Origin of the sequence: Methylophilus sp. 'Pure River' (assembly GCF_046765995.1) — a bacterium.
GTDB lineage: Bacteria > Pseudomonadota > Gammaproteobacteria > Burkholderiales > Methylophilaceae > Methylophilus.
In genome coordinates this window covers 95,513-121,475 of record NZ_JBKOUE010000009.1, presented here as the reverse complement: position 1 = coordinate 121,475, position 25,963 = coordinate 95,513, and the positions used below count along the sequence as shown (strand labels likewise).

The window sequence follows — 25,963 nt, the reverse complement described above, 5'->3', positions numbered from 1 at the left end:
GTACCTACTTACCTTGGGAGTAAGTGTTTTCTCTGCTCTTCTTGTAGTTCTCTATTTTGTGCCAACCAGCCGAATTCGGCATGGCAGACTTCAGACTTTAATTCATAGGCTGTCAGCAGCGTGCAAAACACATCGTCATGGCTAAGCGGATAATTCGCGTACTGGGAAATTTGCGGCAGTTGATAGTCAAAGTGTTGACCTACCCACACAATTGCTGGCACGTGTGTCTGCTCTTGTGGGGCGATCATATATGGTGCTGCATGTAAGTATATGCCATGCTCACCGAGTGACTCACCATGGTCAGAGACATACAGCATCGCGGTTTCGCGGTGGTTGTCATACTTTTTCAGGAACTGAATCACCTCTGACAAGAAGTAGTCGGTATACAAAATAGCGTTGTCATAGGCGTTGTCAATTTCCTGTTGCGAGCATTCTGACAAGCGGCCGGTTTTGCAAATCGGCGTGAATTTTTTGAATTCGTCCGGATAGCGACGATAGTATTCCGGGCCATGATTGCCCATCTGGTGCAAGACGATCAGGATGTCATGGTCTTTGTTTTTTTCAACAAACTTGTCCAATCCGCTCAGCATGCCAATATCGCGGCATTCATTGTCGTCACACACCGGATTGTGCGCCGGGGATTTAAAATCCTCATAAGGGACACGTAAGGCGACCCCCTTGGAATCAGAGTTGTTATCTCGCCACAACACTTTGACGCCTTCGCGGTTGAGTACATCCAGTGCGTTCTCCATATGTAGGGCTTTTTCTTCATCGTAATGCTTTCTGCTCAGCATTGAAAACATGCATGGGACAGACACGCCGGTCGATGTGCCACAAGATGTTACTTGTTTGAAACTCACCACATTTTCTTTCGCCAATCTTGGATTGGTGAGGCGGGGATAACCATTCAATGAAAAGCGATCAAAACGTGCGGTTTCGCCAACCACCATAATAATCAGTTCATGATGCTGCTCTTTTTCAACATTGCGCACATCTAATGCTGTTTTTTGTAAGCCGGTGATGTGATGCGTGAATAGTTTTTGAGACGTCCATTTAATCAGCGAATAGTGAAAAAAGGTTGGATTTGCATACATACGCACCATTTTATGCTCGCGAATAAAGGTCGCGTAATCTGCAGAAAATGGCATGATCACCAGTAGCATGCTCAGCATGAGTAGGCCAATTTGTTTCAGTCTGACGCTGATGGCATCACGCTGAAAAAAGCGGTCCGGTGTTTTTTTGATTAAAATTAATGCAGGCATCACACCCAGCAACACCATTTTGATCACGAAGCCCCATGACAGCAGCCCCATCACTTCGCGCGTGTCAGTCTTGGCCGCGTTGTCCAGCATGATATGGTCAATAATCACGCCAAACTCATCCATATAGAAGGCCGCCCATGCCGCAGAAACCAGGATGGCAGTTAACACCCATCGTGCCGATTTTCCGTGACTTAACAGCATCAGCCATAGCGTAATGCTAAAAGTAAAAAACAGGCTAATGCTGACGATAAACCCTGCGTTATGCGCGTTCCATGGGTAAATGTTGAACAGATGTTCAAATAAGGCATGGTTGCTGGTGAGCATCAGCCAGAGACTGACCCCCCAAATCAGGCAGATTTGCGGAGTGAACATTGCGCGTAGCATGCGGGTGAGCATTGCGAAAATCTTCATTAAATACGACTCTTAGAGAAAGTGAATACCATTAATAACCAGCCGCACATAAGCCACAGCGAGGTCAGGGTGTGCGATAAAAAGTGGGCGCCGCGGATTTGCTGCGCCCAGCCCAGCGCGAAGCCGACCGCAAGTCCGGCAATGGCGACCAATAATGCCTTGCGTGGGGCCTGTGGCAACCACAGCAAGCAGAGGGCTGATAACCATACGCCACTGGTGGCATGCCCGGCCGGAAAGCAATGGCCTGCCTGCGTGGCAGGGTGGCTACTGAATGTTGGTACCCAAGTGGAGGCACCACCGTAGCGTGCGATGTCCCATGGGCATGCATGCGGCATTTGGTGCTTGAGGCACGAAATCACGACGGCATTCACTAAGGCGAGCACGGTGATCCAGCGCAACGCGTATATCGTGGATGCTGAAAAATGCACAGGTAATTTTTCAGATGGCACAACAGCAATCAGCAATAGCAATACCCAAAGGATAGTGAGTATGGTTTTTGCATAGGTATGCATGACCGTTTCCAGCAAGACATTGTGTTTGAGTGTAAATGCATGCTGATTGACATCGAAGGCGCTGTCCGCAAGCCGGATATCCAGTGATGTGCCATTTGCCAGCCACACAATGATGACTGCTGCACATAACCATAGCCACCACAGCCTGATTAATGTTCTGCCAGAGATCCAGGGTTCCATAAAGCTAACTTGTTTGCGTTAAATTGTTGTGTGCCTGGCAAAGGTTTCAATTTGCCAATAAATGGATCACCGACCAGAATGTTGTCTTGCAAGAAGGCCGTATTGACCAGGCTTTCATCGGCCTTGAAACCATCGAATGAAAGGCCAACCATGTCGGCAAACGTGTAAATAAAATCTGCGTTGTCATACTGGCGATGGCCTTGTATTTCGGCAAATACCGTATTGCGGTTAAACCAGTCGGTGGAGTGCCAGACCATGAAGGGAATGCTGTACATGGGCAGTGTAGGCGTGGCCTCATTTCTACCTTGAAAATTGTAGGGCGCACTGTCATACACATCTTCCCCGTGATCCGAGAAGTAGACTAGCAGGCTATGCTGACGCTTGGCTTTCAGGGTCGAAATTAACTGCGACAATATCCAGTCGTTGTAGCGGATTGCATTGTCATAACTGTTAATCTGATCCACCTGCTTGTCATCCATATGAGGGTTAGGCAGGCCCTGGTTAGACTTGAATATTGCAAAGGTTTTTGGGTAGCGATGGTCATACTTCATATGCGTACCTAGCAGATGCACCACGATCAATTTCTTCTGATGCGGATCCTCCAGGCTTTTGGCAAATGGGGTGAGCACCTTTTCATCAAAGCTGAACGCATTTTGCTGGCGTTCATTATTGAGGAAATATTGCCGATCTGCCTGCTTGGCGAAGGTTGTCAACATGGTGTTGCGACCGGTTAAACTTTGCTGGTTGGTGATCCAGATCGTGAAATAACCCGCCTGCTTCATCATGGCAATCAATGACGGTTTATTTTTATAGTCTTCAGGATGTAACTGATCTGCGAATGTCAGCACCTGCTGCAAACTTTCAATGGTGTTCGGCCGAGGTGAATAAACGTTGTCAAACAACGTCAGCTCATCTTTGATTTTGCTAAGCTCGGGATTGGTATTTCTCGGATAGCCATAAAGGCTCATATGCAAGCGAGAGGTCGATTCGCCTATGACCAGTACCAAGGTGGTCTGCTCTGGTTTGGCCTGTTCGCTAAGGTTTTTTAAGGGCGGTATCTTACGCATGCTCAGGAGAATATTCTCAACTTCAGCCAGTTGCTTTTGATAGTTGACGTAACCTAATATCAGCTGAAATGGCGCGGTTGCACCAAGGTGCCTGTCTATGCTTTTCGAGGCGAGATGCCAATGCCCATGGAGCGCGTGCTTTACCGGGGACGTCATTGCCAGCATGATGGCAATGATTGAATAGCTCAGTGCCTTGGTGCGACTAAGCTGGGCTGGTTGCAAGGTGCGCCAGATTTGGTAAGGCACCAACAGATACAACAGAAAAACAGCAGCAAACCACCACACAAAGTAGTTCTTGAGGTACTCCTGTGATTCTGTCTGGTTAGACTCAAACAAAATCATCATCAAGCTTTGTGTTAGTTCTTGGCGATAAACTAGAAAGTAGGCCAGCCCAGGTAAGGCCAGGCAGGCAATGCCGATGCCAATAAACGCGCTGAGTGAGCGCATTCGCGTCGGGTTCCACCATAAAGGGATCAGCCACAAGGTGGTGATCAGCGCCGCATCTTTAAACCCCTCGCCGGTCACGGCTCCGGATATCCACAGTAGCAACGGCGTGAGGCCGCTCAATATGAGGAACAGGCCGTAGGCTTTTAAAAATTGGTACATAACTTTCTGGACTCTTAGTTTATAAAACGGCTACGTTTTGAAAATATGGACGGACCAATGCAATTCATATGCCGTTTCTATAGTGAGCGAGAATGGTGATGACTAACTATCTGAATGTAATGGTGAAATTATTTTTGTGATGGGTTGGGCGGGCATTGTGAAGCGCTTCTCCGCTAACACATTATGCAAAAAATGCAGGCTTCATCATGTTGATAGCGTAAAGTCTCTGCAAAAAATGCAGGGGCGCACTGTGACTTTTTATGTAAGCATATGATTTTAATGTGAAATGTATTTGGCATGCTGTTTGCAATTAGCTGAGTAATATTGTTGTCAGCGAGAGAAATGACATGCTGCATTCAGAGTCAAATACATCGTTCTATCATGCGTCATCTGCTTATGAATTGAGAAACTTTGCCCAGGCGAAAAGGTATCAAGTGAATGAGATTACGGGTCATTTGGTTGAGCGAGGCGCGCCATGCCGCCAGGAGGTGGAGGCGTTTATTGCCGCGGTGTTCAAGCAGGTTTATGGCGCAGAGGTGAATCACTTTATGCCGCAATTAGTCGCGTTGCGGGATGCCAGCGGCATTTTGATGGCCGCGTTTGGCTTGCGTAATGCGGCGCAAGAGACATTGTTTCTTGAGCAATACCTGGATGAACCGATTGAGCAATTGATGTCGCGCCAACTCGATAGAAAGATAGGCCGTGAAGAAATTACCTGTATAGGCAATCTGGCGGTGGCAAATCCACGGAATGCCGGTGTGCTGATTGCGCATGTGATACAACACAGTTTGAGCATGAACTTGCCGTGGGGCGTGGCGACCGCGCATCACAGCCTGCAAAATGGCCTGATTAAAGGCGGTGTCGATCTGTTTCCGCTGGCCATGGCCCACCCTGAGCGATTAAGTGCTGAGGAGCGTGCAAAATGGGGCGGTTATTACAAGCATACGCCGCAGATTGTGGCGATTCGCGGTGTGGCTGATCCTTTATAACTGCCAATCACCATCATGCTATTACAACAGATTCAGGCGCAGGCAATACAAGCACCAACACGTGTCGCCCTCGAGGGACAATCTACACAACTGACTTATAGTGAGTTGGCGGCTGAAATTGCACGGGTGTCTGGCGCTTTGAAGGCGCTGACAAATCAGGCCAGTGTGGCATTGGCGCTGGATAATAGCCCAGCATGGATTGTGCTGGACCTGGCAGTCGTGGCGGCGGGTTGGAGCAACGTGCCAGTCCCGGCATTTTTTACTGCGGCGCAAAAACAGCATGCGATTGCGGACGCCGGTGTCAGCCTGGTATTAACAGAGATGCCCGCGGCCTGGCAACAGCTTTACCCAGACAGTACGCTGCTTGCTGAGTGGATAGTGGCGGGTCAAGCCGTGGCAGTCTTGCGTGTTCATACCCATGATCGCGTGGCGGCAGCCGATAAAATTACCTATACCTCTGGCACGACGGGCGCGCCCAAAGGCGTGTGTTTGTCAGCGCACACCATGTGGCAGGTCGCGAACTCTATTGCCACCCTGATACAGCCAGGCGCCGCTGATCGCCATTTTTGCGTGTTGCCGCTGGCCACGTTACTGGAAAACGTGGCGGGTGTTTATGCCAGCCTGATTTCAGGGGCGACGGTGGTTGTGTATCCATGTCAGGCGGTGGGTTTTACTGGTAGCCAGTTTGATATCAGCCGCTTGTATCAGGGCTTGCAAGGCAGCCGTGCGAGCACTGCGATTCTGATTCCTGAATTGCTACGTGCGCTGGTGATGTATGTGCAAGCCGGACAGGCCGCGCTGACGCAGTTGCGCTTTGTGGCCGTCGGTGGCGCCAAGGTGGTGCCAGAGTTGATCCTGCAGGCCCATGCGCTAGGATTACCTGTGTTTGAAGGCTATGGATTGTCAGAGTGTGCGTCTGTTGTGGCCCTCAATACACCACAGTCACACAAGCCGGGCAGCATAGGCAAGCCCTTGCCCCATGTGCAATTACGCGTGGATATGACCGGTGAGCTTTGGGTAAAGGGCGCTTTGTATCACGGCTACACCCAACCCGAAGGCGGTATTGTCGCGCCGGTGCTGGACGAAGAGGGCTATCTGGCCACGGGTGACCTGGCTTATCAGGATGAAGATGGGTACGTTTATCTGTCGGGCCGCAAGAAAAATATGTTTATTACCTCGTTTGGGCGCAATGTATCGCCTGAGTGGGTGGAGAGTACATTGATGCACCAGCCAGCATTGCTGCAGGTGTGTGTGTTTGGAGAAGCGAGGCCGTTTAATGTGGCAATTGTGGTACCACAGCCGCAATACAGCGCTGAGCAGGTGGCGCAGGCCATTGCGCAGGTGAATCAACAGCTGCCGGACTACGCGCAGGTGGGCGATGTGGTGTTTGCCAGGCAGCCATTCAGCCCGCATAACGGACAACTCACGGCCAATGGCCGTTTAAAACGCGATGTGATTGCAGCTGCTTATGTTGCTGAAATCAATGCGATCTACGAAGGAATATAAATGACTTTTTATCAGCAATTATTAAACGCGACCGAGCAGGAGCGTCAGACATTGATGAGCTTGCCGCTGATTGTGCAAGGCGCACAAGGCAATATCACTCTGGAGACATATCGGGCATTCCTTACCCAGGCGTATCACCACGTTAAGCATACGACGCCATTACTCATGGCATGCGGTGGCCGACTCAGTGGTGAATACGAATGGCTGCGTACGGCGATTGGTGAGTATATCGAAGAAGAAATGGGCCATCAGGAATGGGTGCTCAATGATATTGCCGCCTGCGGTGGTGATAAAGAATCCGTGCGCCATAGCACGACGGCGGCTGATGCGGCCTGCCATGAAACCGAAGTGATGGTGGCCTATGCTTTTGACATGATTAATCGCGTCAATCCCTTAGGTTTCTTTGGCATGGTCTTGGTGCTGGAAGGCACCAGCACGGCGGTGGCTACCCAGGCGGGTGAAAAAATCATGCAGGCGCTCAAATTGCCTAAAAAAGCCTTCAGCTACCTGTTTTCACACGGCTCGCTGGATCTCAGCCACGTGACCTTTTATGAGAGCTTGATGAATCAAGTGACCAAGCCAGAAGATCAGCAAATCATTATTCATGCCGCCAAGCGCTTTTACCGTCTGTATGGCGATATTTTCAAACATGTGGCGGCACAAGCGGCTAGCCAACCGCTGGTTGCAGCCGCTTAGGAGTCAGTCATGGAGTTACGTAACCTGCATGTGGTGTTAACAGGCGCAACCGGTGGCCTGGGTGCTAAGCTCGCCCTGGCGCTCGCTGCGCAAGGCGCCGTGGTCGGGCTGGTTGGTCGCGACCCGGTTAAGTTGCATGCGCTGCAAAAAAGGGTCGCTGCACAAGGGGGCAAGTCGCATATTATGGTCACCGATCTTGCGCAGCCCAGTATGGCCAGCCAGGTGTTAAAACAATCGCTGCGTGAGATGGGGCATGTAGACTTACTGATTAACAATGCCGGGATGATTGAATTCACCGAGTTTGCGCAGCAAACAGAAGTCAGCATTGATAATATGGTGCATACCAATGTCACGGCAACGCTGGTATTAAGCCGTGAATTTGTGGCTTATTTCTTGCAGCGTGGGCGAGGTCACCTGGCGTTTGTCGGCTCCATCTTTGGCTCACTAGGCTTTCCGCATTTTGCTACCTACTGCGCGAGCAAGTTTGCTATCCATGGCTTTAGCCAGGCCTTGCGCCGCGAATTAGTGGATACCAATATTGGCATCACCTATATTGCGCCACGTGCGATAGCCACCCCCATGAACGATGACCGCACCAACGCCATGTGGCAGGCCTCCGGCCAAACCGTGGATAACCCACAATATGTGGCAGATAAAATTGTGCAGGCATTGCAGAAAGATAAGCAGGAGTTGTTTATCGGCCAGCCACAAAGCCTGTTTGCCTGGCTTAATGGATTGGCGCCGAGACTGGTAAGTTTGGGCCTCAAACAGCAGGCTGCGCTGGCTAAGAAATACTTATAGCCGGATAGCTTATTCCCATTCCAGTTGCGGGTAGATCACATTCACATTGCGGCGGTTGGCAATGTCGAACAATTGCCATTTGTCATGCTCGGTGGCCGCCGCTGAGTCCATGGTTTGTTCCATGCTGATGCCTTTTTTAATGCTGTTGCGGACGTCCGCCAGTAGCAAGTTGAGGTAGCGTAGCTCATTACCAATGATAGTTGGCTGGTCTGCGCTTTCGAGACCATGCCCGGGGACGATGAGTGCGTAATGTGACTGGTTGATTTGTTCAAGTGCTGCGATCAGGCCTTTGAGATCCCCTTCCACTACCGGGGTGCGTTGCGCGAAGAGCAAGTCACCGGTAAATAATGTGTTGGTTTTAGTGTCGAGTACGGTCAGGTCAGTGTGTGTATGGGCAACGCTTTGCGCTTGCAGTTGCAAACTGCGGCCTCCTAAATCCAGCGTCAATTGATCGTGCACCATGGTATCAGGTGGAACGGTGGTGCTGGCTTTGCCTGCGTCACCGAGCAGTCGCGCATTAAGTTTTTCATACTGCTCCTTGCGTAACAGCATGGTATTCGCCAGTTTTTCATGGCCAACAAAGTGGGTGACGCCATTTTGGAAGGCCGCATTGCCATACGTGTGGTCAGGGTGCACATGCGTGTTGATCACATAGCGTATTGGTAACGGACTAATGGTTTTGATTGCCTGCAATAATTGCTCGCCAGTGTGTTTGCTGCCGCCGCTGTCAATCACGGCAATGGCGGCGTCTCCAACCACCACACCCAGGTTGCAAATATCACCCTGGTAGCCGTCGTCGATATCCAGGTGTTGGCCATGATGCACATACACGCCGTCAGCAACTTTCTTCAACTCGAAACTGTCTGCCTGTACATGACTACAAAACGTTACAAAACCGAATGTAACACCGGCACACAATAGCTTGATTTTTGATAACATGACGACTGCCCATGAATGTTTCATACATCATAATCAAATCATTCATGATGACAAAGTGACTGCTGTCACACGTAATTTCAAGGAGAAAACATGAGTTCCACGCAACGATATACCAAAGTTGCCGTTATTTTGCATTGGCTGATCGGGTTGGCGATCATTGCCATGTTTGCCCTTGGCTGGTACATGGGCGAATTGCCCAAGGATGGCCCAAAGCAAACCGCTTTTGACTTGTTCGACCTAGGGATTTACACCTGGCAGATGGACGAGCCTGCCAGCGCCAGAACCTTGTATTTCAATTTGCACAAGTCACTTGGATTTACCTTGTTGTGGCTGATCCTGTTCCGGGTCTACTGGCGCATCAGCCACACACCGCCTGCCATGCTGGCCAGCTATTCTGCACTGGAGCGTAAAGTGGCGACCGGTGCACATCATTTGCTGTACTTACTGATGGTTGCTTTGCCTTTAAGCGGCGTGCTGATGACGCTGTATAGCAAATTTGGCTTGAAGTGGTTTGGGCTGGAGGTGTTCGGTGGTCTGGATAATGCAGACTTGCGCGATGCGTTCAAAGAGTCTCACGAGCTATTTGCCAATATTCTGCTGGTTGTGTTTATCGTGCATGTAGTTGGCGCGCTTAAACATAAGTTTATTGATAAAGATGAGACCATGTCACGCATGTCTTTGAAGTGATTGGGCACGCTTTACCCAATAAAAACCCGCCACATGGCGGGTTTTTATTGGGGTGTTTATTGGTGATATTGCGGGCTGAGTTTGCGCAAGGTTTCCAGCATGCAAGCTGCATGCTCAGGCGGTGTCCACTGTGTGATGCCATGCCCCAGGTTGAAGACGTGACCATGACCATTGCCATAGCTGGCGAGGATGCGGGCGACTTCTTTTTCAATCGCGGCTGGTGAGCTCAGTAGAATGGCTGGATCCATATTGCCTTGTAGCGCAACCTGGTTACCAACGCGTTGGCGTGCTTGCGCGAGGTCGACGGTCCAGTCCAGGCCTAATGCGTCTGCACCAATCGCCGCTTGTTGTTCCAGCCACAAACCACCGCCTTTGGTGAAGACGATGCTGGGCACTGTTTTACCTTCCGCGGTTTTTGTCAGTCCAGCGACGATTTTCTGCATATAATTCAGCGAAAATTCGATATAAGCGTCATGCGACAATGCGCCGCCCCAGGAGTCAAAAATCATCACCGCCTGGGCGCCTGCAGCAATTTGCGCATTCAGGTATTGAATCACGGTTTGTGACGTGATTTCCAGAATGCGATGCAGCAACTCTGGTCTGGCGTAGCCCATTTTCTTGGTATTCAGAAAGTCGGTGCCGCCTTTGCCTTCGACCATATAGGTGGCCAGGGTCCACGGGCTGCCGGAAAAGCCGATCAATGGCACACGACCATTCAACGCTTTGCGGATGCTGCTGACCGCGTCAAACACATATTGCAGTTTGGCCATGTCAGGCACTTCCAGCTTGAGGATGTCTTCCTCAGCTTGCAAGGTACGCTCAAATTTCGGGCCTTCACCCTCTTCAAAATACAAGCCTAATCCCATGGCATCAGGCACGGTCAGAATGTCGCTAAACAGAATGGCCGCATCCAGTTGTGGATAACGATCCAGTGGCTGCAAGGTCACTTCTGTTGCAAAAGACGGGCTTTGGCACAGTTGCATAAAGCTACCTGCTGTTTTGCGGCTTTCGCGGTATTCTGGCAGGTAGCGCCCAGCCTGGCGCATCATCCAGACCGGGGTGTATTCAGTAGGTTGGCGCATGAGTGCGCGCAAAAAGGTGTCGTTTTGCAGTTGAGTCATTTGATTTAATGGTGATTGCCTAATGAGGCACTGGCAGGTCAACAAAATGTAAAAGCATGATTATAAAGGCCAAGCTGATGTTTCACCTGAAAGAATGTGGTTTTTTTGTGTTATGACAAATAAAAACGCCGATGAAGGTCATCGGCGTTTTTGGATTTGCCATTGGGCTGTATTAGCGTGGCAGGGTAGAACTACCCATCAGGAACGCATCTACTTCACGAGCGCACTGGCGGCCTTCACGGATTGCCCATACCACCAGGGATTGGCCGCGGCGGATATCGCCAGCAGCAAACACCTTGGCTTTGCTGGTTTTGTAGCAGCCTTCGCCATCAGTGGTGGCTTTGGCATTGCCGCGGTTGTCTTTCTCTACACCAAATGCATCCAGCACTTTTTGTATCGGTGAGACAAAGCCCATGGCCAAAAATACCAGGTCAGCCTTGATGGTGAATTCGGAATCTGGCACTTCGACCATTTTGCCGTCTTTCCACTCGACGCGTGCGCCTTTGAGCGCGGTCAGTTTGCCGTTCTCGCCGATCAGTTCTTTGGTGGTGATAGACCAGTCACGGTCTGCGCCTTCTTCATGTGAACTGGAAGTGCGCATTTTGAGTGGCCAGTTTGGCCATACCAGGGATTTGTTTTCTTTTTCTGGTGGCTGCGGCATCAACTCAAATTGGGTGACGCTAACTGCGCCATGACGGTTAGATGTACCAACGCAGTCAGAGCCGGTGTCACCGCCACCGATGACGACAACGTGTTTGCCTGTGGCTTTGATCTGGTTAGGCACAGTGTCACCGGCCACCATTTTGTTGTTTGGAGTCAAAAAGTCCATGGCGAAATGCACGCCATCGAGTTCACGGCCAGGCACTGGCAGGTCGCGTGGCAATTCCGCACCACCGGCCAGGATCACGGCATCGAAGTCGCGCTCAAGATCCGCTGCGCTGACGTTCTCACCGACGTATTGATTGACTTTGAAAGTCACGCCTTCGGCTTCCATTTGTGCAACGCGACGGTCAATGTTGGATTTATCCAGTTTGAAGTCAGGGATGCCGTAACGCAGCAAGCCGCCGATACGGTCATTTTTCTCGAATACAGTGACGCTGTGGCCCGCACGTGCCAACTGCTGTGCGGCTGCCAGGCCCGCGGGGCCTGAGCCGACCACGGCAATGTTTTTGCCGGTTTTGTTTGGGTTGATCTGCGGGGTGACCCAGCCGTTTTCCCAGGCTTTGTCGATAATGGCGTGCTCAATGGATTTGATACCTACGGCGTCATTGTTGATGTTCAAGGTACAGGCCGCTTCACACGGGGCCGGGCAAATACGGCCTGTGAAATCAGGGAAGTTGTTGGTGGAGTGCAATACATCAATCGCACTGCGCCAGTCCTGATGATAGACCAGATCATTCCAGTCTGGAATGATGTTGTTGATTGGACAGCCGGTGGTACAGAAAGGAATGCCGCAATCCATGCAGCGCGCGCCTTGCTGTTTGGCCTGGTCGTCTGTCAAATGCAGGACGAACTCTTTGTAGTTTTTGACGCGATCTTTGACCGGCAGATTTTCTTCTGACAGACGGTCAAATTCCATGAAACCTGTGACTTTACCCATGTGAAATCATCTCTTCCCTGTTGCTTGCTATGGACGCAACCTTGAATAAGGCCCCGCGCGAGGCGGGGCATTTAATTAACAAAAACGATTAAGCGGCTTGTTTGGCAGAAGCTGCTGCCATTTCGGTCAGTGCGCGTTTGTATTCATTCGGGAATACTTTAACGAATTTCGCACGTGAAGCAGGCCAGTCGGCCAGCAACTCTTTGGCGCGCGGGCTGCCTGTTAATGCCAGGTGCTGCTCAATCAGGCCCTTCAGAATCACTTCATCAGGTTGGCCCATGTGCTGCACTTTACCAACATCGGCTTCAGCAGCTTCCACTTTGTCCAGTGACACCATGCTCATGTTGCAACGTTGGGCAAATTTGCCGTCAATGTCGTAGACATAGGCAATCCCGCCGCTCATGCCCGCTGCAAAGTTCTGGCCAGTTGGGCCCAGTACCAGCACAGTACCGCCGGTCATGTATTCACAACCGTGGTTACCCACGCCTTCAACCACTGCAGTTGCACCAGAGTTACGTACGCAGAAACGTTCGCCTGCGACGCCGCTCAAGAAGCTCTGACCGGTGGTTGCGCCGTACATGACGGTGTTGCCGACAATAATGTTCTCGTAAGACAAACCGCGGAAGGTTGCTGGTGGTTTGATGATGATGCGACCACCACATAAACCTTTACCCACGTAGTCGTTTCCTTCGCCGGTCAGTTCAAACGTAATACCCTGTGCCAGGAACGCCGCAAAACTCTGGCCGGAGGTGCCGGTGAATTTGACGCTGATGGTGTCGTCAGGCAAGCCTGCATGACCATAACGGCTGGCGACTTCGTGTGACAGCATGGTGCCCACAGTGCGGTTGGTATTGACGATAGGCAACGCGATGCTGACTTTTTCGCCTTTTTCCAACGCTGGTTTTGCCAGTTCAATCAGTTGATTGTCCAGGGCTTTAACCAGGCCGTGATCTTGTACATCATTGTTTTTGCGTGACACGCTGGCTGGCATTTCTGGCAGGTGGAATACCTTGCTGAAGTCCAGGCCATTGATTTTCCAGTGCTCGATACCAGCTTTCATGTCCAGCAAGTCTGCACGACCGATCAGGTCATCAAACTTGGCAATACCAATGCTGGCCATCAATTCACGCACTTCTTCAGCAACGAAGAAGAAGTAATTGACGACGTGCTCTGGCTGGCCAGTAAATTTCTTGCGCAGTTCTGGGTCTTGTGTGGCCACGCCAACCGGACAGGTGTTCAAGTGACACTTACGCATCATGATACAGCCTTCGACAACCAGTGGTGCGGTGGCAAAGCCGAACTCATCTGCACCCAGCAGGGCGCCGATTAATACGTCACGGCCTGTTTTCATCTGACCATCGACTTGCAGCACGACACGGCCGCGCAACTGGTTCAATACCAGGGTCTGCTGGGTTTCGGCCAGGCCGAGTTCCCATGGCGTGCCGGCATGCTTGATCGATGAAATTGGCGAAGCGCCAGTACCACCGTCATGACCTGCGACCACAATGTGGTCGGACTTGGCTTTTGCCACGCCAGCAGCCACCGTGCCGATACCAGTTTCTGATACCAGTTTCACTGAAATAGACGCTTTTGGATTGGCGTTTTTCAGGTCATGAATCAACTGCGCCAAATCTTCAATCGAATAAATATCGTGGTGAGGTGGTGGTGAAATCAAGCCTACGCCAGGCACTGAGAAACGCAGTTTCGCAATGTATGGGGAAACTTTATGGCCTGGTAATTGGCCACCTTCACCTGGTTTAGCGCCTTGCGCCATCTTGATCTGAATCTGGTCGGCGCTGCTCAGGTACTCAGCCGTTACACCAAAGCGGCCGGACGCCACTTGCTTGATGCGTGAGCGCATAGAGTCGCCAGCCTTCAAGGCTACGTCGGCTTCAATCAGGTCAGAACCCAGCACTTTGGCAATGCTGGAATCCACTTGTACCGGAATAAAACGTTTAACGTCTTCACCACCTTCGCCGGTGTTGGACTTACCGCCAATACGGTTCATCGCAATCGCTAAAGTCGCGTGCGCTTCGGTAGAGATAGAGCCCAGTGACATGGCGCCAGTTGCAAAGCGCTTGACGATGTCTTTGGCAGACTCCACTTGATCCAGCGGAATCGCTTTGCCTGCTGATTTGATTTCGAACAGGCCGCGCAAGGTCATGTGACGGCGGGTCTGGTCGTTAATCAGAGCAGCATACTCTTTGTAAGTGTCATACTGGCCGGTGCGGGTGGCGTTCTGCAATTTGCTGATGGACTGTGGTGTCCACAAGTGCTCTTCACCGCGGACGCGGAAGGCGTATTCGCCGCCTGCTTCCAGTGCGTTGGACAATACCGGGTCAGTACCAAAGGCCTGGCTATGCAAGCGTACGGTTTCTTCTGCGACTTGTTCCAGACCGATACCTTCAATCTGGCTCACGGTGCCGGTGAAGTAGTCGTTAACGAACTGGCTGTTCAAGCCAATCGCTTCGAAAATCTGTGCGCCACAGTAAGACTGGTAGGTCGAGATGCCCATTTTGGACATGACTTTGTACAAGCCTTTGCCGATCGCTTTGACGAAGTTCTTACCTGCTTTTTCAACATCGCTGGCCATGGTCTTCATGGTTTCATACACCAACCATGGACAAACCGCTTCGGCGCCGTAACCTGCCAACAGGGCAAAGTGATGCACTTCACGTGCTGAGCCAGTGTCAATCACCAGGCCTGTGCTGGTGCGCAAGCCTGCTTTAACCAGGAACTCGTGTGTGGCCGAACAGGCCAGCAGCGCCGGAATCGCGATGCGGCTGGCAGACACGCTGCGGTCAGACAGAATTAATACGTTGTAACCGTCATGCACGGCTTTTTCGGCCTGGTCATGCAAGATGTCCAGGGCCTGTTTCATGCCTGCTTTACCTTGGGCAGCGTCGTAAGTCAGGTCCAGCACGATGGACTTGAACTGGCCTTTGGTCAGGGACTCAATTTGTTTGAGTTTTTCCAGGCCATCCAGGCTTAATACCGGTTGGCTGCTTTCCAGGCGCAATGGTGGGTTGGTTTCGTCAACCGCCAGCAGGTTAGGTTTAGGGCCAATAAACGTCACCAATGACATCACCAATTCTTCACGAATCGGGTCGATTGGCGGGTTGGTCACTTGTGCGAACAACTGCTTGAAGTAGTTGTACAACGTTTTGGCTTTGTTGGACAACACCGGCAATGCCGCGTCGTTACCCATGGAGCCGGAGCCTTCTTCGCCGTTGTCCAGCATAGGCTGCAACACAAACTTCAGGTCTTCCTGTGAGTAACCAAACGCCTGTTGTGTATCCAGCAAGTCAGCGTTCAGGCTGACTTCGCCGTTGCCAACATTTGGCAACTCGGTCAGGTGGAAGCGGGTTTGTTCAATCCATTGACGGTAAGGCTTGGCTTGGGCCAATTCTGTTTTTACTTCTTCGTCATCAATAATGCGGCCTTGCTCCATGTCGATGAGCAACATTTTGCCTGGCTGCAAGCGCCATTTTTTAACGATTTTTTCTTGTGGGAAGGTGATCACGCCCATTTCAGACGCCATCATCACGATGTCGTCTTCTGTGACCAGGTAGCGCGCAGGGCGCAAACCGTTACGGTCCAGAGTGGCGCCGATCATTTTGCCGTCGGTGAACGCAACCGCAGCGGGGCCATCCCATGGCTCCATCAATGCGGCGTGATACTCGTAGAACGCGCGGCGGTCTTCATCCATCAGTGGATTACCGGCCCAGGCTTCCGGGATCAGCATCATCATCGCGTGCGGCAGGCTGTAACCACCCGCCACCAGCAGTTCCAGGCAGTTGTCAAAACAGGCAGAGTCAGACTGGCCTTCGGCGATCAATGGCCACAGTTTTTCCAGGTCTTCGCCCAAGACGGCAGACTTCATGGTTTCGTGACGTGCGGCCATCCAGTTAACGTTGCCTTGTACGGTGTTGATTTCACCGTTGTGCGCAATCATGCGGAATGGGTGGGCCAGATCCCAGGCTGGGAAGGTGTTGGTAGAAAAACGCTGGTGCACCAGGGCTAATGCCGAGACCACGCGTGCATCTTTCAGATCTGTGTAGTAAATGCCTACTTCGTTTGCCAGCAACATGCCTTTGTAGACAATGGTGCGGGAGGAGAATGAAGGCATGTAGAACTGTGCTTTGTCTTGCAGGTTGAGCGCGCGAATCGCATGCTCAATACGCTTGCGAATCACAAAGCATTTGCGCTCAAAGACAGTGCTGTCAGTGGCTGTGCTGGCAATAAATACCTGGCGCATAACCGGCTCAACGGCACGCGCGGCATCAGCAATGTTGCTGTTGTCGACAGGCACATCGCGCCAGCCCAGCAAGGTCTGGTTTTCTTCAGCGATGATTTGCGCAAAAATGGCTTCGCATTTGGCGCGGTTATCTGCATTTTGTGGCAGGAAAGCCTGGCCCACGGCGTATTGGCCTGCGGCAGGTAAAGTCATGCCCAGCTTGGCAGCTTCTTCGCGCATGAAGGTGTCAGGCATTTGCATCAGCAAGCCAGCGCCGTCACCCAGTTTAGGGTCGTAACCGGTCGCACCACGGTGCGTCAGGTTGTCCAGCAGTTGTAGGCCCTTGGCGACGATATCGTGGCTTTTCTGGCCTTTGATATGGGCCACAAAGCCCACGCCACAGCTATCCTTTTCGTGGCGTCTGTCGTATAAACCCTGAGATTGGGGAGCTAAACCAAACTGGTCGTCCAGAGCGGTTGCGGTATCTTGAGAAGCACTCATCACGTTGTTGTCAGACTGCATGTCCATTGCCAGATTCTTCACTTACAAAACATTTGGAGGAACCTTCAATGATACCGTTAAAGTTTAGCAATTTCAATTGTTTAGCCTGCGTTAAATAACGGATAAATCTATTTTTTCATTTCAATTGAGAATGGTTTTTATTTACCTGTTAAAAATGGCAGCCGAGACCGAAGTTTGGCGGTTTTTACGGCGACAGTTGTGCTCGTTGTGTACGAGATGTGCGCTGTTTTAATTGAGGAAAGTGGGTTTTTGCGGATTGATGCCTTGAAATAAGGCGCGCATTTGAATTGTCTTATTTAAGCGCCCAATGTGGGGCTTGTTCTTTTATGTGGTCCGTTGGCTTTATTTGCATCATGCGGCACACCAGCGGATGGGCGTGCCGCATGATCATGAGGGATTACAGGCTTGCGAAAGCGATCGCTGCCGCCTGTACTGTTTGCGTAATATCTGCATCGGTATGCGCTGCTGAAACAAAACCTGCTTCAAAGGCGGATGGGCCGAGGTAAATGCCGCTGTCCAGCATGCTGTGAAAGAATTTGTTAAAGGCATTTTTGTCTGCCTGCATCATCTCTGCATAGCTGCTTGGGTGGCTGGCACTGAAGTACAGGCCAAACATGCCGCCTACGCTCTGTGCGCTAAATGTCACGCCTGCGGCTTTGGCGGCTTGTGTCAGGCCGTCTGTCAGCTTGGCAGTTTGTGCTGTCAGTTTTTCATAAAAGCCTGGTGTTTGCACCAACTTCAAGGTGGTCAGGCCTGCTGTGACCGCCACCGGGTTGCCTGAGAGCGTACCCGCTTGGTAGACCGGGCCTAATGGCGCTAATACGCCCATAATGTCTTTGCGGCCACCAAACGCACCGACTGGTAAGCCGCCGCCGATGACTTTGCCCAATGTCGTCATGTCAGGTGTGATGCCATACAAGGCTTGTGCGCCGCCCAGGGCCACGCGGAAACCGGTCATCACTTCGTCAAAAATCAGTACGGTGCCGTGTTGGGTACATAGTTCGCGCAGGGTTTGCAAGAATTCCTGATGCGGCACGATCAGGTTCATGTTGCCAACGACGGGCTCCAGAATCACGCAGGCGATTTCATCGCCGATGCTGGCAAAGGTATCTTTGAGCATTTGCGTGTTGTTGTAGTCCAGCGTCAAGGTGTGAGCAGCCACTTCTGCAGGCACACCAGCCGAGCTTGGCTCGCCAAAAGTCAGCAAGCCGGAGCCAGCTTTGACTAATAAAGCATCGGCGTGGCCGTGGTAACAGCCTTCAAATTTGATGATTTTGCTGCGCTTGGTAAAGCCGCGCGCAACGCGGATGGCGCTCATGGTGGCTTCGGTGCCACTGCTCACCAGGCGTACTTGTTCCATGCTAGGCACTAGCGCGTTAAGCAGCTCGGCCATTTCCAGCTCAAGGCCGGTGGGTGCGCCGAAGCTCAGGCTGTTGGCAGCGGCCTGTTGTACGGCAGCGATAACCTCTGGATGTGCATGCCCCAGGATCATCGGCCCCCAGGAGTTGATGTAGTCGATATATTCTTTGCCATCGACATCCCACAGTTTGGAGCCCAGGCCTTTTTTAAAGAAGATGGGCGTGCCGCCCACGCTGCGAAACGCGCGCACTGGCGAGTTGACGCCGCCTGGAATCAGTTGCTGGGATTTTTCAAACAATTGCTGGTTGCGAGAGGTCATGGATATGTAATCTGCTAAACATCAAAAAACGTATTCTATCAGAGCGGGCGCGCTTGATCATGCTACTGCAGTTGTTGCAGGCGCTGTTGAATGTCCGGCCAGGCCTGGCTGTCTAGTTGCTGGATATGTTGCTCGGCATTGCTCAGCAAGGTGGGCTGTTGCGTTTGTTGCGCCAGGATAGCCAGACCGCGCCAGGCGTCAATATGGGCGGGCTGCAGATTGACTGCGCGTTCGTAGGCTTGTTGCGCCGGGCCAGCTTGCCCTTGGCCATGTAGCGCGCTGCCCAGGTAAAAATTGGCCTCCGCCGATTGCGGCTCTTGCGTAAGCCATGCGCGTGCAATGCTTTCTAACGCCTGCCAATCCCCCGTTTGATAAGGCTGCACCACTTGCATCCAATACGGGCGTGCATCCGCAGGCAAATCCCAAAAGGCGGTGGCATCGGGCGTGGTGGTGGTTGCGGCGCTATGTTGCATCAGGTTTTGTATCCACTCCACGGGCACGCTGTAAAAATAAGCATCTTTGCCCGGGCTTTTGAACGTGCTCAGAGATACCAGCTCGCCCGCCTGGTTGAATGTCGGGCTACCACTGGAGCCCATGATAAAGGCAGCATCCGAGCGTACAATCAGGCTGCCGTCGTAAGGGTATAAGGCACGCACCTTGCCTGCGATGGTCTGTGGTTTGGGCGGGCCGCCCGGAAAGCCAATCGAAAATACCTCATCGCCATAATGCAGTGAAGCGGCTGAAGCGAGTTTGACCGCTGGTAATTCAAGATATTTGAATTTCAGCAGGCAGATATCATGTCGCCAGTCGGCAATCATCTCGACCGGGCTCATGCTGTCGCCAAACTTGGAAATGCTGATACCGTTGCTATTCGCGACCACATGGCAGTTGGTGGCAACCGTATCTTTATCGACGACGACACCGCTACCGACACCGTGGCCGCCGCTGTTGGTTAAGGCGTGCACTTTGACTACCGAGGCTTTGAGGTGGTAAACCAGGTCCAGGTCGGGCTGGGCATGTGCCGCCTGTGTCAGCAGCCCGTAAGCCAGTAATGTGAAGATATAGGGCAATAAGCGCATATGAACTCCGGCGATAGGATGACAAGCTGTCATTGCAATCTGTTTTTGACTCAAAAATGCAAAAAATTCTCATTCCGGCCCACAATAACCCGTGAAAAGCCATGCAAACAGCGCTAGAATAGCCGATATTTTTGATTGTCTTAAGGATTTACCATGCTGATTACAAGCGAAATCGTCGATTTAAACACTCCAACCGGAGTGATGCGTACTTATGTTCATCGTCCAAAACACGATGGCAAAGTACCTGCGGTTTTGTTTTATTCCGAAATCTTTCAGCAAACAGGCCCAATTGAACGTGCTGCACGCTTTTTAGCGGGTCATGGCTATGCTGTGCTGGTGCCGGAAGTGTTTCATGAATTAAACCCGATTGGCACCGTATTAGGCTATGACGACGCTGGTCGCGACAAAGGCAATGCCGACAAAATGGCCAAAGACGTGCAAGCGTATGACACCGACAACCGTGCCATGATTGATTACCTGAACGCACAAGCCTGGTATGACGGCAATTTGGGTGCTGCTGGTTTCTGTATCGGTGGCCACCTGGCTTTCCGTGCGGCTTTGCAGCCGGAAGTGAAAGCAACTGCCTGTTTCTACGCCACTGATTTGCATACCAATATTATTCCTAACAAACCAGGCCAGCACAGCATGGAGCGCGTCAACGAAATCAAGGGCGAGCTGCTGATGATCTGGGGCAAGCAGGATCCACACATTCCGGGCGACAAGCGCGCCGAACTCTATAACCGCTTTGCGGCCTTGCCTGGTTTGCATTACACCTGGCATGAATTTAATGGCCAACATGCCTTTATGCGCGATGAAGGGGAACGTTACGATGCGCAACTGGTCAACCTCGGGTATCAATTGACCTTGCAAATGTTCGGAAACGTACTCAAGTAAGTGATTGTTAGCAAACTTGAGTGAAAGAAAACTACGGTGCTGAATATAGTATGCCAGTTGCGAATTTCAACACAACGAGCATGCAATATTCAATACATACCCTAGTCCAAGCACAGGCCAAAAGCCTGTGCTTTTTTTACAACTAAATTAACCATTTATTAGAGATAACTATGACTACAAAAAATGCGGATATTGGATTGGTGGGATTGGCAGTGATGGGCCAAAACCTGGCACTTAACATTGCGGATCACGGCTATACCATTGCGGTCTATAACCGTGACCCAAAAAAAATGCTGAACTTCATCGAGGAATGCAAAAAGAATGAGCCTTCACACGAGCGCGTGGTAGGTCATGCCGACTTGGCTTCTTTTGTATTGAGCATCAAACGTCCTCGTAAAATCGTACTGCTGGTGAAAGCTGGGAGTGCCACTGACGTGACAATTAACGCTTTGCTGCCATTTTTGGAGCAGGGCGACATTATTATTGATGGTGGCAATGCCTTGTGGACGGACACCATCCGCCGTGAAAAAGAGCTGGCTGCCAAAGGCATCGAGTTTATTGGCTCTGGTGTGTCTGGTGGTGAAACCGGTGCGCGTTTTGGCCCTTCATTGATGCCATCCGGCACTCGCAAGGCATGGTCTAGCCTGGAACCGATCTGGCGTGATATCGCCGCCAAGGTTGACCCTGTGACCGGCGCACCTTTAGAAGGTGGCACACCAGGCAAACCGGTGGAAGGTGGTTTCTCTTGTGCTGAATATATCGGCCCTGACGGTGCTGGCCATTATGTGAAAATGGTGCACAACGGCATTGAATACATTGATATGCAGTTGATTTGCGAAGCCTACTGGCTGATGAAAAACCTGCTGGGCATGCCTGCGGATGAAATCGGTAAAGTGTTTGCCGAGTGGAACAAAGGTGAGTTGTCCAGCTTCCTGATCGAAATTACCGCTGACATCCTGCAGCAAAAAGACCCTGCGGGCAAAGGCTTCCTGGTTGACCAGATCCTGGATACCGCTGGCCAAAAAGGCACTGGCCAATGGACTGCTGCCAACGCGCTCGAACTGGGTGCGCCAGCAAATGCGATTGCTGCGGCAGTGTATGCCCGTGCGTTGTCCAGCCTGAAAGAAGAGCGCGTAGAAGCGAGCAAAATTCTTAAAGGTCCGGCGATTGTGCAAGAGAAAGACAAGGCTGCCATTATTGAAGCGATTAAGAATGCCTTGTATTGCTCCAAAATCTGCGCTTACGCACAAGGCTTCCAACTGATCGACAAAGCACAAGTGGCTTATAACTGGAAACTCAACTTCGGTGAGATTGCCCAAATCTGGCGTGGCGGTTGTATCATCCGCGCGCGTTTCCTGCAAAAAATCACCGATGCTTATGCATTGAATTCACGTCTGAAAAACCTGATGCTGGATCCATACTTCACCAATGCTATGAACGATGGTCAGGCGGGCTGGCGTAAGGTGATTGCACTGGCAGTGACCAATGGTATCCCGGCGCAAGGCTTTGCTGCGGCGTTGGCATATTACGATGGTTACAGAAGTGCAGATTTGCCTGCAAACCTGTTGCAAGGACAGCGTGATTATTTTGGCGCACATACCTATGAGCGTAAAGACCAACCACGTGGTCAGTTCTTCCACCTGGATTGGCCAGAAGCTGGTCGTCCGCAACTGGCGATTGAGTAATGGTTTTGTCGGGCACCGGCAATGGTGCCCGCGAGATGCATAAATAAAAAAGATGGCGCTAGTCGCCATCTTTTTTCTGAAATGATCAGAAAGTCCTGTTTTAGGGGAAGCAAAGCCAGCTACAGGCTGAGTTCAGATCAGTGTATCGAGACTCAACGCAGTGTCTGCATTGAGTAAAAATCGTGACCCGAAACCGGGTCTTGTGCCAGCGAATGCTGCGTGATTAAACGCAGTCGCAGCTGGACTCTAGAAAGCGGTGTAACTCGTTAATGGCTTTCGTGTGTTGCTGTGCTTCAATGGCTGCCTTGGCATCCGCCAGGTTGGCGGCAGAAGGGTTCAGGCTTGGTGCATAGATTTCGTCCACTAAAAAAACCTTGGACGGAGTGGCTTGGTGTGACTGAGCGGTTTGCATTTCAATATTCCTTTTGGGATTTCCAATATTCGGGGCACAAAACGACGAATTGTGTTCGTCGTGCATGTGGCGCCAAAATTAACAAAAAGTTCCTTGTACAGCAATGTGAACTCTGCCGTGATGACCAAACTTGTCAATTTCTTACGACATATTTGTATTGCTACAACATACAAGCAAACATGGTGCCATGTTTCCCCACCTTAACGCATGTCCATCCGGTTCGGATGACAGGCTTTAAGCACGCTTGTGCTTGCACCACACATGAAAAAAGACCGCGCACGAAAAACTGAAAGCCAAATGCGCTGATTTTTCGTAAAATATCGGCTTGATTAATCAAAAATGAAGAGCGGCATGCAAATTTTTGTCAACGGTAAAGCCACGGTACTGCCCGCTGAGGCCATGAGCGTGCTGGCGCTGGTTGAGCATATGCAGCTCACCGGCAAGCGCATTGCCATTGAGCGCAATGGCGACATTGTGCCGCGCAGCCAATTTGCCGATGTGCAGTTGCAGGCGGATGATAAGCTGGAAATCGTGGGCGCTGTTGGTGGCGGCTAATGGCTAGCAGACCGTTTTGAAAAGCATTGAATAGAGAGTTTTGAATATGAATGACGCTTTGGTAATCGCTGGTAAGTCTTATCAGTCCCGCTTGTTGGTGGGCACCGGCAAATACAAGGATTTTACGCAGACACGTGCCGCCATTGATGCCAGTGGCGCAGAAATTGTCACCGTGGCCATCCGCCGGACCAATATTGGCCAGAATGCCAGTGAACCTTCTTTGCTGGATTATTTGCCACCCAGTGAGTTTACCTATTTGCCAAATACGGCTGGCTGTTACAGTGCGGATGATGCGGTACGCACCTTGCGCCTGGCGCGTGAGTTGCTTGATGACCATAAGCTGGTCAAGCTGGAGGTGCTGGGTGACCCTAACACTTTATACCCGAATGTGACTGAGACCATTGCCGCGGCCAAAACGCTGGTAAAAGAGGGGTTTGAGGTGATGGTGTATACCTCGGATGACCCGATTATTGCCAAGCAACTGGAAGACATCGGCTGTGTCGCCGTGATGCCGCTGGCCTCGTTGATTGGTTCCGGCATGGGCATTTTAAATCCGTGGAACCTGCAGATTATTATTGAAAGTGCCAAGATCCCGGTGCTGGTTGATGCGGGTGTGGGCTGTGCCTCTGATGCGGCGATTGCTATGGAGCTCGGCTGTGCCGGGGTGCTGATGAACACGGCGATTGCTGCGGCGCGTGACCCGGTGCTAATGGCTAGCGCGATGAAAAAAGCGGTTGAAGCGGGTCGCGAGTCATTCCTGGCCGGGCGCATGGCGAAGAAGCTGTATTCTGCCAGCCCAAGCTCCCCAACCACAGGCATGATAGGCTAATCGTGACGGATACTGGCTTATATGCATGCGAGGTGTCGGTTGCTACCGAGTATTTGGCCGCGCAATCGTCACCCGAGGCGGGGCAATATGTGTATGCCTACACCATTACCATCCGCAATACCGGTAAGACGCCGGTGCAACTCATCAGCCGTCATTGGGTCATTACTGATGCCATGCAGCAAGTGCGCGAGGTGAAAGGCCTGGGCGTGGTGGGTGACCAGCCGCTGCTGGCGCCTGAGGCTGAATATCGCTATACCAGTAGCGTCATGTTCAGCACGCCAAGTGGTGAAATGTTTGGCACGTATCAAATGGTTGCGGTGGATGGTCACTGGTTTGAGGTGGACATCCCGACCTTTTGGTTACATCAGGCTGCTGGTTTGCACTAAGCGTGTTGATGTGGCTGACTTAATCCGGCGTATGCATACGCCAAATATCGACATTGCAAAAAACAACACAGTGATAGCCAACCATATGCTCAAATTCTGCCAGGCGATTGTGCTGGCCTCCATGTGCTTGCTGGCGGGTTGCCAAAGCGTGCCGCCCGCTACCAAGCCCCCCGTCACCAAACCAACCACACCAGCCAAGCCGCCTGTGGCACCGGCGCCTGAAAAACCAGCGGCGAGCAATGTGCCGACGCAGCCTTATGCCCTGTTAAAGCCAGCCAGTTGGGCAGAATTGCCTGGACTGGCAAAAGAGGACTGGGTTACAAGCTGGCGCGCGTGGATGCAGGGCTGCCAGGGACTCAAAAACAAGCCTGACTGGCAAGCCGTCTGTGCTGTGGCTTTGCTGGTCAAGGCCGATGATGCCGTCGCTATCCAGGCTTATTGGCAGCAATATTTTAATGTGTATCAGACACAGCAGCCAGAAGGTGCGCCGCAAGGTTTGATGACCGGCTATTACCAGCCGGTATTAAAAGGTGCGCGCACTGCCAGCGCCCGCTACCCGGTGCCACTTTATAAAACACCTGCTGACCTGATTACAGTGAACTTGTCCGGGCTGTTTCCTGAGCTCAAATACAAGCGCGTGCGAGGCCGCTTGCAAGGGCAGTCACTCATCCCTTATTACACACGTGCAGATATTGAGCAAACGCAATCGCCACTGGCTGGCAATGAACTGTTATGGGTCAATGATGCTGTTGAAGCGTTTTTCCTGCAGGTGCAAGGTTCAGGCATTGTTGAGCTTGAAAATGGCGAGCGATTGCCGGTGGGGTATGCTGATCAAAACGGGCATCCATACCAGTCTATCGGTAAGCTGTTAGTCGAGCGTGGCGAAATGGTGGCGAGTGAAGCCTCCATGCAAGGCATTAAAACCTGGGGCCAGCAACATCCGGATCAATTGCGCGCCTTGCTGGATGCGAATCCTAGCTACGTATTTTTTAAATTTTTACCTTCAGGGTTGTCCGGCCCGCTAGGGGCGTTGGGTGTGCCATTAACCGCTGCGCGCAGTATTGCGGTCGACCCGTTTTATATTCCATTGGGTGCGCCCGTGTACCTGGCGACGACGTACCCAAATTCAGACGCACCCTTGCAGCAGCTGATGCAGGCACAAGATACTGGTGGTGCCATTAAAGGCGGTGTACGGGCGGATGTTTATTGGGGTGAGGGTGAGCCTGCAGGCAAGCTGGCAGGCGCAATGCGCCAGCAAGGGCAGCTGTGGGTGTGGTTGCCTAAAACATTCCCCTTGCCGCGCTAGCTG

The 25,963-nt window shown here is 51.7% G+C and carries 21 protein-coding genes; 11 read left to right on the top strand and 10 right to left on the bottom strand.

All coding sequences use genetic code 11. The features are described from left to right. Nucleotides 1-8: 8 nt before the first annotated feature. The 3 genes from ACIDE9_RS11890 to cptA are packed head-to-tail and all read right to left on the bottom strand — an operon-like array spanning nucleotide 9 to nucleotide 4,038. Nucleotides 9-1,673 carry a phosphoethanolamine transferase gene (locus ACIDE9_RS11890; protein WP_411994972.1) on the bottom strand — a complete coding sequence of 555 codons (1,665 nt, stop codon included), beginning with the start codon at nucleotides 1,671-1,673 and terminating at the stop codon, nucleotides 9-11. Then, entirely contained in the window at nucleotides 1,673-2,365 is a 693-nt protein-coding gene (locus ACIDE9_RS11885) for a phosphatase PAP2 family protein (RefSeq protein WP_411994971.1), read from the bottom strand. The genes ACIDE9_RS11890 and ACIDE9_RS11885 overlap by 1 nt, the downstream gene beginning before the upstream one ends. After that, nucleotides 2,335-4,038, bottom strand: a complete 1,704-nt coding sequence (cptA, locus tag ACIDE9_RS11880) for a phosphoethanolamine transferase CptA (protein WP_411994970.1) — start codon at nucleotides 4,036-4,038, stop codon at nucleotides 2,335-2,337. Before cptA ends, ACIDE9_RS11885 begins: the two co-directional genes overlap by 31 nt. A gap of 434 nt (nucleotides 4,039-4,472) precedes the next feature. Between cptA and ACIDE9_RS11875 the strand changes: the two genes are divergently transcribed. From ACIDE9_RS11875 to ACIDE9_RS11860, 4 genes are read left to right on the top strand one after another with little or no spacing between them, the layout of a single operon-like run. Continuing rightward, the gene (locus ACIDE9_RS11875; protein ID WP_411994969.1) at nucleotides 4,473-5,027 is read left to right on the top strand and encodes a thermostable hemolysin; all 555 of its coding nucleotides are present in this window, start codon (nucleotides 4,473-4,475) and stop codon (nucleotides 5,025-5,027) included. Nucleotides 5,028-5,042: 15 nt separating this feature from the next. Then, a complete protein-coding gene (locus ACIDE9_RS11870) occupies nucleotides 5,043-6,533 on the top strand; it encodes an AMP-binding protein (protein WP_411994968.1) in 1,491 nt (496 codons plus the stop codon). Continuing rightward, complete coding sequence (locus tag ACIDE9_RS11865) at nucleotides 6,534-7,229, top strand: TenA family transcriptional regulator (RefSeq protein ID WP_411994967.1); 696 nt, start codon at nucleotides 6,534-6,536, stop codon at nucleotides 7,227-7,229. It begins immediately after the preceding gene. Nucleotides 7,230-7,238: 9 nt separating this feature from the next. Then, the gene (locus tag ACIDE9_RS11860; protein WP_411994966.1) at nucleotides 7,239-8,030 is read left to right on the top strand and encodes an SDR family oxidoreductase; all 792 of its coding nucleotides are present in this window, start codon (nucleotides 7,239-7,241) and stop codon (nucleotides 8,028-8,030) included. Between the two features lie 9 nt (nucleotides 8,031-8,039). Here the strand turns inward: ACIDE9_RS11860 and ACIDE9_RS11855 are convergent, their stop codons facing one another. Next, nucleotides 8,040-8,993, bottom strand: a complete 954-nt coding sequence (locus ACIDE9_RS11855) for a quinoprotein relay system zinc metallohydrolase 2 (protein WP_411994965.1) — start codon at nucleotides 8,991-8,993, stop codon at nucleotides 8,040-8,042. Between the two features lie 66 nt (nucleotides 8,994-9,059). On the opposite strand from ACIDE9_RS11855, the gene ACIDE9_RS11850 reads away from it, so the two are divergent. Continuing rightward, nucleotides 9,060-9,656, top strand: coding sequence for a cytochrome b (locus ACIDE9_RS11850; protein WP_411994964.1), 597 nt, complete (start codon nucleotides 9,060-9,062; stop codon nucleotides 9,654-9,656). 56 nt (nucleotides 9,657-9,712) lie between these two features. Here ACIDE9_RS11850 and hemE read toward each other — a convergent pair whose 3' ends face one another. The 5 genes from hemE to ACIDE9_RS11825 all read right to left on the bottom strand — a co-directional run bounded on the left by hemE (nucleotide 9,713) and on the right by ACIDE9_RS11825 (nucleotide 19,893). Continuing rightward, nucleotides 9,713-10,777 carry a uroporphyrinogen decarboxylase gene (gene hemE, locus ACIDE9_RS11845; RefSeq protein WP_411994963.1) on the bottom strand — a complete coding sequence of 355 codons (1,065 nt, stop codon included), beginning with the start codon at nucleotides 10,775-10,777 and terminating at the stop codon, nucleotides 9,713-9,715. A gap of 172 nt (nucleotides 10,778-10,949) precedes the next feature. Beyond that, nucleotides 10,950-12,377, bottom strand: a complete 1,428-nt coding sequence (locus tag ACIDE9_RS11840; protein ID WP_194755009.1) for a glutamate synthase subunit beta — start codon at nucleotides 12,375-12,377, stop codon at nucleotides 10,950-10,952. Between the two features lie 88 nt (nucleotides 12,378-12,465). Then, a complete protein-coding gene (gene gltB / locus ACIDE9_RS11835; protein ID WP_411995006.1) occupies nucleotides 12,466-17,115 on the bottom strand; it encodes a glutamate synthase large subunit in 4,650 nt (1,549 codons plus the stop codon). 418 nt (nucleotides 17,116-17,533) lie between these two features. Further along, nucleotides 17,534-18,814, bottom strand: coding sequence for a glutamate-1-semialdehyde 2,1-aminomutase (gene hemL, locus ACIDE9_RS11830; protein WP_411994962.1), 1,281 nt, complete (start codon nucleotides 18,812-18,814; stop codon nucleotides 17,534-17,536). Between the two features lie 62 nt (nucleotides 18,815-18,876). Beyond that, entirely contained in the window at nucleotides 18,877-19,893 is a 1,017-nt protein-coding gene (locus ACIDE9_RS11825; protein ID WP_411994961.1) for a trypsin-like peptidase domain-containing protein, read from the bottom strand. A gap of 153 nt (nucleotides 19,894-20,046) precedes the next feature. Between ACIDE9_RS11825 and ACIDE9_RS11820 the strand changes: the two genes are divergently transcribed. Both ACIDE9_RS11820 and gndA read left to right on the top strand, forming a co-directional pair. Further along, complete coding sequence (locus ACIDE9_RS11820; protein WP_019883731.1) at nucleotides 20,047-20,787, top strand: dienelactone hydrolase family protein; 741 nt, start codon at nucleotides 20,047-20,049, stop codon at nucleotides 20,785-20,787. A gap of 170 nt (nucleotides 20,788-20,957) precedes the next feature. Beyond that, on the top strand, nucleotides 20,958-22,472 hold the full coding sequence (gene gndA / locus ACIDE9_RS11815; protein ID WP_194741200.1) for an NADP-dependent phosphogluconate dehydrogenase: 1,515 nt from the start codon (nucleotides 20,958-20,960) through the stop codon (nucleotides 22,470-22,472). Between the two features lie 223 nt (nucleotides 22,473-22,695). On the opposite strand, the gene ACIDE9_RS11810 is transcribed toward gndA, so the two are convergent. Further along, nucleotides 22,696-22,884, bottom strand: coding sequence for a hypothetical protein (locus ACIDE9_RS11810; RefSeq protein ID WP_411994960.1), 189 nt, complete (start codon nucleotides 22,882-22,884; stop codon nucleotides 22,696-22,698). Nucleotides 22,885-23,235: 351 nt separating this feature from the next. Here ACIDE9_RS11810 and thiS point away from each other — a divergent pair, with 351 nt between their 5' ends. The 4 genes from thiS (at nucleotide 23,236) to ACIDE9_RS11790 (ending at nucleotide 25,960) form a co-directional block, all read left to right on the top strand. Beyond that, entirely contained in the window at nucleotides 23,236-23,439 is a 204-nt protein-coding gene (thiS, locus tag ACIDE9_RS11805; protein ID WP_194741202.1) for a sulfur carrier protein ThiS, read from the top strand. A 46-nt stretch (nucleotides 23,440-23,485) separates the two neighbouring features. After that, nucleotides 23,486-24,268, top strand: coding sequence for a thiazole synthase (locus ACIDE9_RS11800; protein ID WP_194755006.1), 783 nt, complete (start codon nucleotides 23,486-23,488; stop codon nucleotides 24,266-24,268). A 2-nt stretch (nucleotides 24,269-24,270) separates the two neighbouring features. Beyond that, entirely contained in the window at nucleotides 24,271-24,654 is a 384-nt protein-coding gene (gene apaG, locus ACIDE9_RS11795; protein WP_194755005.1) for a Co2+/Mg2+ efflux protein ApaG, read from the top strand. A gap of 85 nt (nucleotides 24,655-24,739) precedes the next feature. Next, entirely contained in the window at nucleotides 24,740-25,960 is a 1,221-nt protein-coding gene (locus ACIDE9_RS11790) for a murein transglycosylase A (RefSeq protein ID WP_411995005.1), read from the top strand. Nucleotides 25,961-25,963 lie beyond the last annotated feature (3 nt).